This window comes from Peptoniphilus harei (genome assembly GCF_900454685.1).
GTDB lineage: Bacteria > Bacillota > Clostridia > Tissierellales > Peptoniphilaceae > Peptoniphilus_A > Peptoniphilus_A harei.
In genome coordinates this window covers 1-10145 of the sequence record NZ_UATM01000005.1, presented here as the reverse complement: position 1 = coordinate 10145, position 10145 = coordinate 1, and the positions used below count along the sequence as shown (strand labels likewise).

Sequence of the window (10145 nt, the reverse complement as noted above, 5' to 3'; positions counted from 1 at the left end):
AAAATTCTAGAAGAAGACAAGAAGGCAGAAGTGAATTGCTACTTCTGTAACTCTGTTTACGATTTTGACGAGGAAGACCTTGAGAGAATGCTAAAGAAGGCCGAGGACATAAATAAAAATAGGGAAGTTATTATCCAAGATAATTTTTAGATTAAATTTTTTTTATCTTTTAAAATAGTTTAAATCTATTTGATATTTTTGTCCGATTGGTTAGTGAATATTAATTAAAGGAATGTAAGGATCCTATGAGTAGAAAATTATAGACGTTTTAAAATATGAAAAAAACAATAAAATAAGTGGTGGAATATATCACAAACTCCAAGTTGAATTCACTTACAACTCTAATCACATAGAAGGAAGCAAGTTGACTGAAGACCAAACTAGGATGATATTTGAAACCAACACCCTTGGTGTCAATGAATCAGTAAATGTCGATGACATTATAGAAACCTTAAATCATTTTCAATCAATTGATAAGGTCATAGATTCCTACGACGAAGAATTGACAGAAGCTTATATAAAAGACCTTCACAAGGCTTTAAAAAGCTGGCACAAGTGACTCCAAGCTAGATTGGTTTAGGGTTGGAGATTATAAGGCTTATCCAAATGAAGTTGGTGGAAATGAAACGACTTCGCCTGAAGATGTGCCACATGAAATGAAAAAACTTCTAGATTCTTACAATGAGAAGAAAGAGAAAAGACTTGAAGATATAATTGACTTCCACTATAGGTTTGAAAAAAATTCATCCTTTCAAGATGGGAATGGTAGAGTCGGAAGGCTTATTATTTTAAAGAGTGTCTCAAGTATGACTTTGTTCCCTTTATAATTAGCGAAGACTTAAAATTTTTCTATTATAGGGGACTTGCAGAATACAAAAAAGAAAGAGGATTCTTGGTAGAAACTTGTCTTTCAGCACAAGATAGGTTTAAGGCATATTTAGATTATTTTTAAAATCGATTATAGAGACTAAAAGAAAATTTTATAAAAAAAGAAAGATAGCTAGAAAATTTAATCTAGCTATCTTTTTTTATGTTTTATCTTATGTTATTAAAAACTTTTTCCATGGGTTTAAAAACCACAAGGACTATGACAGATGAAACTGCAATTTGAATTAGTTGCCTGGTATTGACGCAAGGGGTGCGACAAGTGAAGACAAGATAAAAATTTCTCCTATGTAGTAAACCACAACTTTTACAAGGGCAACAAGTATAAAAGATGTAATTAAACTTTTAAGATTGTGCTTCTTGTAGTTCATCTTGTTTAAGATGTAGCCCATGATTAGGGCTGAGATCACAGTCATTGGTGACCAAAGAATCCATCCACTTGTTAAGTCAAATAGGCCCATGCCCAAAGCTCCTGCTGTCATGCCCACTCTCTTGTCAAAAAATATGGCAGCCAAGAAGAAGGGGACATTGCCCAAGTGAATCAGGCCTCCGTTGGGGGAGAAGGGGAGTTGGATTTTTACCAGCCAAGTGAATACATATACAAGTGCAATAAATAGTGAATGATGACAAGGTCTCTGACCTTAAATTTTCATGAGTGCTCCTTTCACATTTTTTAAAATAATTTAGAATTATTTTACCAGAATTGTCATATAAATAAAGAGCAAGGTCGACAATACGGCCTTGCTTTAAAAATTTTAATTTATAAACTTTTTGTAAAATTAATTTTTAAATTATGAAGGCACCCTTCTCATCAATATCAAGAAGTCTTACTCAAAGAATTTGAAAGCTTATCTAATTTATTTTTGATTTGGTCTCTGAAGTATTGTCGTCTGCCTTTAAGACCCACCATAATAGTGGATCCGGCACCACTTAGGTAGTGGCAAGTGCTTCTGAATCACCAATAATTTTTTCAATACATCGATTTCTGGAATTAATTTTAACCTGTAAGGCTCGTGAATTTTATCATCAAAGGGCAACTTTTAGTTTTCTTCATTGCCAGAGATTAATGACAAGATTACCATGGAAAGTCTTGAAAGGTTAAAGACAGCATCTTCCTTTGAGTAAGTCTTTGGCAAGGCATCTCTTGCTTCTTTTTGTTGGAAGTTTGAAGTCAGGAATTATTGCCAAGAATTAAAATTATTTGAAACTTCAAATTCTTCTAGGTAAACTTGATCATCCTTTAGGATTGATGCCACAGCATTGCCAAAATTGCTGGAGCTACATTGTCTGGGTGGCCTTCCATCTTTGTTGCAAGTTTCAAAATTTCCTTCTTGTCAAAGTCTCTCTTCATGACATCAAAGGCACCATGATCCCCATGACAATGCAGGAAGCTGATGATCCAGACCACGAGAAAGTGGAACATTGGTGTCCACATTAAAGTCCACAGGAAGGGCTTCCTCTCCATAGAAGTCAAAGGCATACTTGTAGGCCTTGTAGATTAAATTTGAATTATATTATTTTCAAATTCATTTTGTCATCACTTAACTTAAACTCACAAGTGTTGGCAAGGTCAAGGGCAAGACCAAGGACGTCAAAGCCAGGTCCAAGGTTGGCTGAAGGGCTGGGACGGAAATTCTCTTGCCACGTCTTGCAAATTTTAAGACCTCTTCTTCAATTTCATTTTTAAGAATTTTTGTCTTGTGAAGAATTTTTTTATTTTTTAATTTTTAATTTCAGATGAATCTTAACTCCAGTTTTTTCGTGAAGGATATCAATATTTTCAAACTCATCATCTGAAAGATTTCCCTAAAGCTCCTAAGACTGTAGAAGAAAACTTGTAGGGACTTGCTGTTGATAAGATTACTGTCTTATGAAGTCCAAGCTTGTCTACAATATTTTTTGCAACTCCTGTGTGGGGATCCATCAAATAATTTTCTTCTTCAAAGACCTTCTTAATAGTTTCCCTTGTCTCATCTTCCTTGGCAAAACCACACAAGAATTCATGGAAGTCGCTCTTAAATTCAAAGAGACCCTTGTCTTTTAAGTCAGCCATTTTTTCTTTAACGACTTCATCAGATGACTTGTGGAAGATTAGTCTTTCAAGGTTTGATGAAACCAAGATGTCCATGGAAGGAGAAATTGTCTTTACAAGGTCCCTGTTGGCATCGTATCTTCCACTAGTGAAAAAGTCTGTCAAAACATTGTTATCATTTGATGCAATGACAAGATTGTCTATTGGAAGTCCCATTTCCTTTGCGTAATATCCCGCCAAGATGTCTCCAAAGTTTCCCGTAGGAACACAGTAGGAGATTTTTTCTCCGCCACTTATTTTTTTATTCTTGACTAAGTCTGCGTAGGAATAAAAATAGTAGATGATTTGGGGAAGGAGCCTGCCAATGTTTATGGAGTTGGCAGAAGAAAGATAAATATTTTCCTCTTTAAGCTCTTCTTTTATCTTTTCATCGTTAAATATTTTTTTCACAGCAGATTGGGCATCGTCGAAGTTGCCATCAATGGAAATAACCTTTGAATTTAAAGATCCTGTTGTATCCATTTGGGCCTTTTGGATGGAACTCACACCTTCTGTTGGGTATAAGACCAAGATGTCAATGTCTTCTGTGTTGTAAAACCTTCTAGGGCAGCCTTACCTGTGTCGCCAGATGTTGCAGTCAAAATAAGGGTTTTGTCCTTGATACCAAGAGATTTTTGGCATAGGCCAAGAGGTTTGGAAGAAGGCAAAGTGCAAAGTCCTTAAAGGCAGAAGTCCTGCCATGATAAAGTTCCAGGTAAAAATCCTTTTGGTAAGAAACTTTTGCAATTCATCTTCAAAGGATGCGTAGGATTTTTCTATAAGCCCTAACAAGTCGTCCTTGTCAAAGTCTGTGAGATAAAGTGAAAGAATTTTGTGGGCCAAGTCTGTGTAAGACAGGTCCAAGTTCTCCATTATGTCAAAGGCAGGGAAGGATTCTGGGACAAGAGACCGCCGTCTTCAGAGATTCCTTTGACAATGGCTTCTCTGCCAGAAATTTTTAAATTTGAATTCTTGTTGATAAAAATTTCATAAATCCTCTCAATTTCTGCCAAGAAAACTTTGTCGAGATTACCAAGGGAAGCTCTCAAGTTATCAAGGGAAACTTTTTTTGTAATTATTAGGTGTTCGTCATTTATAATTTTTTCTTCTTCTATTAAGTCTTTTAGTTCAGGAGAGACTTCAGAAGTCCTCACATAAAATTTGTTTTCCAAATTATTTTCAACTTCATAGGAATTTCCTGCGTCATAAAAAGTTTTTATTTCTCTTTTTGCAAGGATTCTCAAAAGGTCACGCATAACTGATCGGCAGTTTCAAGCTTGCCTGCTCCAGGACCCTTGAGTTCGTAGGAAGTGAAGTTTTCTCCCCAGACCTTAACTCCGTTAGTTCCACCAAAAGTTTTTGCAAAGAAATTATCCTAACAAAGTAGGAATCACAGAAATATTTATCTTATCATTTGCTAGTTCTGACTTGGCAAGGACCCTAATGGAGTAGCCTCTTTCTTTTGCCAAAATCAAAATCAGCTTTCTTTACATTTTCAATGCCAAAAGTAAAAATCTCATCTTCATTGATATTTGAATTGTAAATAAGAGAAGATAAAATTCTTATCTTTCTCATGGCATCAAAGCCTCCAACATCAGCAGTAGGATCTGCTTCTGCATAGCCAAGCTCTTGGGCTTCTTTTAAGACTCGTCATAGGATGAGCCTTCAACTTCCATCTTTGAAAGGATGTAGTTGGAAGTTCCATTTAAAATTCCTTGGATCTTATTCATTTCGCTGAAGAAGGCCTCTTCCATTAGAGGATGGATTACTGGGATTGACCAGCAACTGCAGCTTCATAAGAAAAATAAATATTTTTTCTCTTGCAAGTTCATTTAACTCTTCAAAGTATTTTGAAACTACGGCTTTGTTGGCAGTTACAATATTTTTGCCAGCTTCCATTAATTTAACAATTCTCTCATAAGTTTCTTCAAGACTTGAAGTCACATCAATAACTGTATCCACATCAGAATTTAAAATTTCGTCAAATCATCTGTGAAGGCAAGGTCACCATCAAGGGAGACCTTTTTTTTTTTTATTTCTAATTAAAACTTTTTCAATTTTTATATCAAAATTATTTTTTGATGTTGTTTCTGTTTCTTTTAAAAAGATTTAGAGACTTCACTGGCCTAAACCTTTGGTCTTGTGCTGACAACTAGGAAGGGAGCTGCAACTAACGCAGTGCAAATTGCTAAAAGTCTTGGAGGTTTAAGTTGAAAATTGCAATAATGGGCTTTGGCACTGTGGGACAGGTGTCGAAGAAATTTTATACAAGAAGAGGGAGTCCCTCTTAAAAAATAATTTTGATATAAAAATTGAAAAAGTTTTAATTAGAAATAAAAATAAAAAAAGGTCTCCCCTTGATGGTGACCTTGCCTTCACAGATGATTTTGACGAAATTTTAAATTCTGATGTGGATACAGTTATTGATGTGACTTCAAGTCTTGAAGAAACTTATGAGAGAATTGTTAAATTAATGGAAGCTGGCAAAATATTGTAACTGCCAACAAAGCCGTAGTTTCAAAATACTTTGAAGAGTTAAATGAACTTGCAAGAGAAAAAAAATATTTATTTTTCTTATGAAGCTGCAGTTGCTGGTGCAATCCCAGTAATCCATCCTCTAATGGAAGAGGCCTTCTCAGCGAAATGAATAAGATCCAAGGAATTTTAAATGGAACTTCCAACTACATCCTTTCAAAGATGGAAGTTGAAGGCTCATCCTATGACGAGGTCTTAAAAGAAGCCCAAGAGCTTGGCTATGCAGAAGCAGATCCTACTGCTGATGTTGGAGCTTTGATGCCATGAGAAAGATAAGAATTTTATCTTCTCTTATTTACAATTCAAATATCAATGAAGATGAGATTTTTACTTTTGGCATTGAAAATGTAAAGAAAGCTGATTTTGATTTTGCAAAAGAAAGAGGCTACTCCATTAGGGTCCTTGCCAAGTCAGAACTAGCAAATGATAAGATAAATATTTCTGTGATTCCTACTTTTGTTAGGGATAATTTTTTGCAAAACTTTTGGTGGAACTAACGGAGTTAAGGTCTGGGGAGAAACTTCACTTCCTACGAATCAAGGTCCTGGAGCAGGCAAGCTTGAAACTGCCGATGCAGTTATGCGTGACCTTTTGAGAATCCTTGCCAAAAAGAGAAATAAAAACTTTTTATGACGCAGGAAATTCCTATGAAGTTGAAAATAATTGGAAAACAAATTTTATGTGAGGACTTCTGAAGTCTCTCCTGAACTAAAAGACTTAATAGAAGAAGAAAAAATTATAAATGACGAACACCTAATAATTACAAAAAAAGTTTCCCTTGATAACTTGAGAGCTTCCCTTGGTAATCTCGACAAAGTTTTCTTGGCAGAAATTGAGGAGGATTTATGAAATTTTTATCAACAAGAAATTCAAATTTAAAATTTCTGGCAGAGAAGCCATTGTCAAAGGAATCTCTGAAGACGGCGGTCTCTTTGTCCCAGAATCCTTCCCTGCCTTGACATAATGGAGAACTTGGACCTGTCTTACACAGACTTGGCCCACAAAATTCTTTCACTTTATCTCACAGACTTTGACAAGGACGACTGTTTAGGGCTTATAGAAAAATCCTACGCATCCTTTGAAGATGAAATTGCAAAAGTTTCTTACCAAAAGGATTTTTACCTGGAACTTTATCATGGCAGGACTTCTGCCTTTAAGGACTTTGCACTTTGCCTTCTTCCAAACCTCTTGGCCTAGCCAAAAAAATCTCTTGGTATCAAGGACAAAACCCTTATTTTGACTGCAACATCTGCGACACAGGTAAGGCTGCCCTAGAAGGTTTTTACAACACAGAAGACATTGACATCTTGGTCTTATACCCAACAGAAGGTGTGAGTTCCATCCAAAAGGCCCAAATGGATACAACAGGATCTTTAAATTCAAGGTTATTTCCATTGATGGCAACTTCGACGATGCCCAATCTGCTGTGAAAAAAATATTTAACGATGAAAAGATAAAAGAAGAGCTTAAAGAGGAAAATATTTATCTTTCTTCTGCCAACTCCATAAACATTGGCAGGCTCCTTCCCCAAATCATCTACTATTTTATTCCTACGCAACTTAGTCAAGAATAAAAAAATAAGTGGCGGAGAAAAAATCTCCTACTGTGTTCCTACGGGAAACTTTGGAGACATCTTGGCGGGATATTACGCAAAGGAAATGGACTTCCAATAGACAATCTTGTCATTGCATCAAATGATAACAATGTTTTGACAGACTTTTTCACTAGTGGAAGATACGATGCCAACAGGACCTTGTAAAGACAATTTCTCCTTCCATGGACATCTTGGTTTCATCAAACCTTGAAAGACTAATCTTCCACAAGTCATCTGATGAAGTCGTTAAAGAAAAAATGGCTGACTTAAAAGACAAGGGTCTCTTTGAATTTAAGAGCGACTTCCATGAATTCTTGTGTGGTTTGCCAAGGAAGATGAGACAAGGGAAACTATTAAGAAGGTCTTTGAAGAAGAAAATTATTTGATGGATCCCCACACAGGAGTTGCAAAAAATATGTAGACAAGCTTGGACTTCATAAGACAGTAATCTTATCAACAGCAAGTCCCTACAAGTTTTCTTCTACAGTCTTAGGAGCTTTAGGGGAAAATCTTTCAGATGATGAGTTTGAAAATATTGATATCCTTCACGAAAAAACTGGAGTTAAGATTCCATCTGAAATTAAAAAATTAAAAAATAAAAAAATTCTTCACAAGACAAAAATTCTTAAAAATGAAATTGAAGAAGAGGTCTTAAAATTTGCAAGACGTGGCAAGAGAATTTCCGTCCCAGCCACTTCAGCCAACCTTGGACCTGGCTTTGACGTCCTTGGTCTTGCCCTTGACCTTGCCAACACTTGTGAGTTTAAGTTAAGTGATGACAAAAATGAATTTGAAAATAATATAAATTCAAATTTAATCTACAAGGCCTACAAGTATGCCTTTGACTTCTATGGAGAGGAAGCCCTTCCTGTGGACTTTAATGTGGACACCAATGTTCCACTTTCTCGTGGTCTTGGATCATCAGCTTCCTGCATTGTCATGGGGATCATGGCTGCCTTTGATGTCATGAAGAGAGACTTTGACAAGAAGGAAATTTTGAAACTTGCAACAAAGATGGAAGGCCACCCAGACAATGTAGCTCCAGCAATTTTTGGCAATGCTGTGGCATCAATCCTAAAGGATGATCAAGTTTACCTAGAAGAATTTGAAGTTTCAAATAATTTTAAATTCTTGGCAATAATTCCTGACTTCAAACTTCCAACAAAAGAAGCAAGAGATGCCTTGCCAAAGACTTACTCAAAGGAAGATGCTGTCTTTAACCTTTCAAGACTTTCCATGGTAATCTTGTCATTAATCTCTGGCAATGAAGAAAACTTAAAAGTTGCCCTTGATGATAAAATTCACGAGCCTTACAGGTTAAAATTAATTCCAGAAATCGATGATATTGAAAAAATTATTGATGATTCAGAAGCACTTGGCCACTACCTAAGTGGTGCCGGATCCACTATTATGGTGGTCTTAAAGGCAGACGACAATACTTCAGAAGACCAAATCAAAAATAAATTAGATAAGCTTTCAAATTCTTATGAAGTAAGACTTCTTGATATTGATGAGAAGGGTGCCTTCATAATTTAAAAATTAATTTTACAAAAAGTTTATAAATTAAAATTTTTAAAGCAAGGCCGTATTGTCGACCTTGCTCTTTATTTATATGACAATTTCTGGTAAAATAATTCTAAATTATTTTTAAAAAAATGTGAAAGGAGCACTCATGAAAAATTTTAAGGTCAGAGACCTTGTCATCACTTCACTATTTTATTGCACTTGTATATGTATTCACTTGGCTGGTAAAAATCCAACTCCCCTTCTCCCCCAACGGAGGCCTGATTCACTTGGGCAATGTCCCCTTCTTCTTGGCTGCCATATTTTTTGACAAGAGAGTGGGCATGACAGCAGGAGCTTTGGGCATGGGCCTATTTGACTTAACAAGTGGATGGATCTTTGGTCACCAATGACTGTGATCTCAGCCCTAATCATGGGCTACATCTTAAACAAGATGAACTACAAGAAGCACAATCTTAAAAGTTTAATTACATCTTTTATACTTGTTGCCCTTGTAAAAGTTGTGGTTTACTACATAGGAGAAATTTTTATCTTGTCTTCACTTGTCGCACCCCTTGCGTCAATACCAGGCAACCTAATTCAAATTGCAGTTTCATCTGTCATAGTCCTTGTGGTTTTTAAACCCATGGAAAAAGTTTTTAATAACATAAGATAAAAACATAAAAAAAAGATAGCTAGATTAAATTTTCTAGCTATCTTTCTTTTTTATAAAATTTTCTTTTAGTCTCTATAATCGATTTTAAAATAATCTAAATATGCCTTAAACCTATCTTGTGCTGAAAGACAAGTTTCTACCAAGAATCCTCTTTCTTTTTTGTATTCTGCAAGTCCCCTATAATAGAAAAATTTTAAGTCTTCGCTAATTATAAAGGGAACAAAGTCATACTTGAGACACTCTTTAAAAATAATAAGCCTTCCGACTCTACCATTCCCATCTTGGAAAGGATGAATTTTTTCAAACCTATAGTGGAAGTCAATTATATCTTCAAGTCTTTTCTCTTTCTTCTCATTGTAAGAATCTAGAAGTTTTTTCATTTCATGTGGCACATCTTCAGGCGAAGTCGTTTCATTTCCACCAACTTCATTTGGATAAGCCTTATAATCTCCAACCCTAAACCAATCTAGCTTGGAGTCACTTGTGCCAGCTTTTAAAGCCTTGTGAAGGTCTTTTATATAAGCTTCTGTCAATTCTTCGTCGTAGGAATCTATGACCTTATCAATTGATTGAAAATGATTTAAGGTTTCTATAATGTCATCGACATTTACTGATTCATTGACACCAAGGGTGTTGGTTTCAAATATCATCCTAGTTTGGTCTTCAGTCAACTTGCTTCCTTCTATGTGATTAGAGTTGTAAGTGAATTCAACTTGGAGTTTGTGATATATTCCACCACTTATTTTATTGTTTTTTTCATATTTTTAAAACGTCTAATAATTTTCTACTCATAGGATCCTTACATTCCTTTAATTAATATTCACTAACCAATCGGACAAAATATCAAATAGATTTAAACTATTTTAAAAGATATAAAAAAA

20 protein-coding genes and 2 pseudogenes are annotated in these 10145 nt (G+C 35.3%); 14 read left to right on the top strand and 8 right to left on the bottom strand.

The genetic code is table 11. From position 1 onward, the window contains the following. Positions 1-3 precede the first annotated feature (3 nt). The 3 genes from DRZ96_RS12155 to DRZ96_RS10940 all read left to right on the top strand — a co-directional run bounded on the left by DRZ96_RS12155 (position 4) and on the right by DRZ96_RS10940 (position 827). Positions 4-150, top strand: a complete 147-nt coding sequence (locus tag DRZ96_RS12155) for an Hsp33 family molecular chaperone HslO (protein WP_256584668.1) — start codon at positions 4-6, stop codon at positions 148-150. A 214-nt stretch (positions 151-364) separates the two neighbouring features. Then, positions 365-559: a hypothetical protein gene (locus tag DRZ96_RS10945; protein ID WP_256584665.1), complete on the top strand. Its 195-nt coding sequence runs from the start codon at positions 365-367 to the stop codon at positions 557-559. Between the two features lie 85 nt (positions 560-644). Continuing rightward, entirely contained in the window at positions 645-827 is a 183-nt protein-coding gene (locus tag DRZ96_RS10940) for a Fic family protein (RefSeq protein ID WP_409371935.1), read from the top strand. 285 nt (positions 828-1112) lie between these two features. Here DRZ96_RS10940 and DRZ96_RS00250 read toward each other — a convergent pair whose 3' ends face one another. From DRZ96_RS00250 to DRZ96_RS10910, 7 genes and pseudogenes are all read right to left on the bottom strand, one after another. Continuing rightward, positions 1113-1460, bottom strand: coding sequence for an ECF transporter S component (locus DRZ96_RS00250; protein WP_256584667.1), 348 nt, complete (start codon positions 1458-1460; stop codon positions 1113-1115). Positions 1461-2125: 665 nt separating this feature from the next. Further along, the gene (locus DRZ96_RS10935; protein WP_256584664.1) at positions 2126-2308 is read right to left on the bottom strand and encodes a hypothetical protein; all 183 of its coding nucleotides are present in this window, start codon (positions 2306-2308) and stop codon (positions 2126-2128) included. A gap of 366 nt (positions 2309-2674) precedes the next feature. Then, positions 2675-3487 carry a threonine synthase gene (gene thrC / locus DRZ96_RS10930; RefSeq protein WP_256584663.1) on the bottom strand — a complete coding sequence of 271 codons (813 nt, stop codon included), beginning with the start codon at positions 3485-3487 and terminating at the stop codon, positions 2675-2677. Between the two features lie 42 nt (positions 3488-3529). Further along, the gene (locus DRZ96_RS10925; protein ID WP_256584662.1) at positions 3530-3820 is read right to left on the bottom strand and encodes a hypothetical protein; all 291 of its coding nucleotides are present in this window, start codon (positions 3818-3820) and stop codon (positions 3530-3532) included. Between the two features lie 8 nt (positions 3821-3828). After that, positions 3829-4200, bottom strand: a complete 372-nt coding sequence (locus DRZ96_RS10920; protein ID WP_256584661.1) for a hypothetical protein — start codon at positions 4198-4200, stop codon at positions 3829-3831. Positions 4201-4396: 196 nt separating this feature from the next. After that, positions 4397-4686 (bottom strand): annotated as a pseudogene (locus DRZ96_RS10915) (hypothetical protein). Continuing rightward, complete coding sequence (locus DRZ96_RS10910) at positions 4679-4918, bottom strand: hypothetical protein (protein WP_256584660.1); 240 nt, start codon at positions 4916-4918, stop codon at positions 4679-4681. The pseudogene DRZ96_RS10915 and the gene DRZ96_RS10910 overlap by 8 nt, the downstream one beginning before the upstream one ends. 681 nt (positions 4919-5599) lie before the next feature. On the opposite strand from DRZ96_RS10910, the gene DRZ96_RS10905 reads away from it, so the two are divergent. From DRZ96_RS10905 to DRZ96_RS12145, 11 genes and pseudogenes are all read left to right on the top strand, one after another. Next, entirely contained in the window at positions 5600-5758 is a 159-nt protein-coding gene (locus DRZ96_RS10905) for a hypothetical protein (RefSeq protein ID WP_256584659.1), read from the top strand. Then, positions 5755-5988 carry a hypothetical protein gene (locus DRZ96_RS10900; protein WP_256584658.1) on the top strand — a complete coding sequence of 78 codons (234 nt, stop codon included), beginning with the start codon at positions 5755-5757 and terminating at the stop codon, positions 5986-5988. Before DRZ96_RS10905 ends, DRZ96_RS10900 begins: the two co-directional genes overlap by 4 nt. Beyond that, positions 5948-6124, top strand: coding sequence for a hypothetical protein (locus DRZ96_RS10895; protein WP_256584657.1), 177 nt, complete (start codon positions 5948-5950; stop codon positions 6122-6124). The genes DRZ96_RS10900 and DRZ96_RS10895 overlap by 41 nt, the downstream gene beginning before the upstream one ends. 30 nt (positions 6125-6154) lie before the next feature. Beyond that, positions 6155-6340: a hypothetical protein gene (locus DRZ96_RS10890; protein WP_256584656.1), complete on the top strand. Its 186-nt coding sequence runs from the start codon at positions 6155-6157 to the stop codon at positions 6338-6340. Continuing rightward, a complete protein-coding gene (locus DRZ96_RS12150; RefSeq protein ID WP_409371934.1) occupies positions 6291-6455 on the top strand; it encodes a hypothetical protein in 165 nt (54 codons plus the stop codon). Before DRZ96_RS10890 ends, DRZ96_RS12150 begins: the two co-directional genes overlap by 50 nt. Before the next feature lie 8 nt (positions 6456-6463). Continuing rightward, positions 6464-6688, top strand: a complete 225-nt coding sequence (locus DRZ96_RS10885; RefSeq protein WP_256584655.1) for a hypothetical protein — start codon at positions 6464-6466, stop codon at positions 6686-6688. Continuing rightward, a complete protein-coding gene (locus tag DRZ96_RS10880; protein WP_256584654.1) occupies positions 6661-6921 on the top strand; it encodes a hypothetical protein in 261 nt (86 codons plus the stop codon). The genes DRZ96_RS10885 and DRZ96_RS10880 overlap by 28 nt, the downstream gene beginning before the upstream one ends. After that, on the top strand, positions 6918-7064 hold the full coding sequence (locus DRZ96_RS10875) for a hypothetical protein (protein ID WP_256584653.1): 147 nt from the start codon (positions 6918-6920) through the stop codon (positions 7062-7064). Before DRZ96_RS10880 ends, DRZ96_RS10875 begins: the two co-directional genes overlap by 4 nt. A gap of 203 nt (positions 7065-7267) precedes the next feature. Next, positions 7268-7471: a hypothetical protein gene (locus tag DRZ96_RS10870; RefSeq protein ID WP_256584652.1), complete on the top strand. Its 204-nt coding sequence runs from the start codon at positions 7268-7270 to the stop codon at positions 7469-7471. A gap of 61 nt (positions 7472-7532) precedes the next feature. Next, the gene (gene thrB, locus DRZ96_RS10865; protein ID WP_322788170.1) at positions 7533-8621 is read left to right on the top strand and encodes a homoserine kinase; all 1089 of its coding nucleotides are present in this window, start codon (positions 7533-7535) and stop codon (positions 8619-8621) included. A 161-nt stretch (positions 8622-8782) separates the two neighbouring features. Then, positions 8783-9264, top strand: a pseudogene (locus DRZ96_RS12145) (ECF transporter S component). A 65-nt stretch (positions 9265-9329) separates the two neighbouring features. On the opposite strand, the gene DRZ96_RS00220 reads toward DRZ96_RS12145, so the two are convergent. Then, the gene (locus tag DRZ96_RS00220) at positions 9330-9935 is read right to left on the bottom strand and encodes a Fic family protein (RefSeq protein ID WP_256584649.1); all 606 of its coding nucleotides are present in this window, start codon (positions 9933-9935) and stop codon (positions 9330-9332) included. Positions 9936-10145 lie beyond the last annotated feature (210 nt).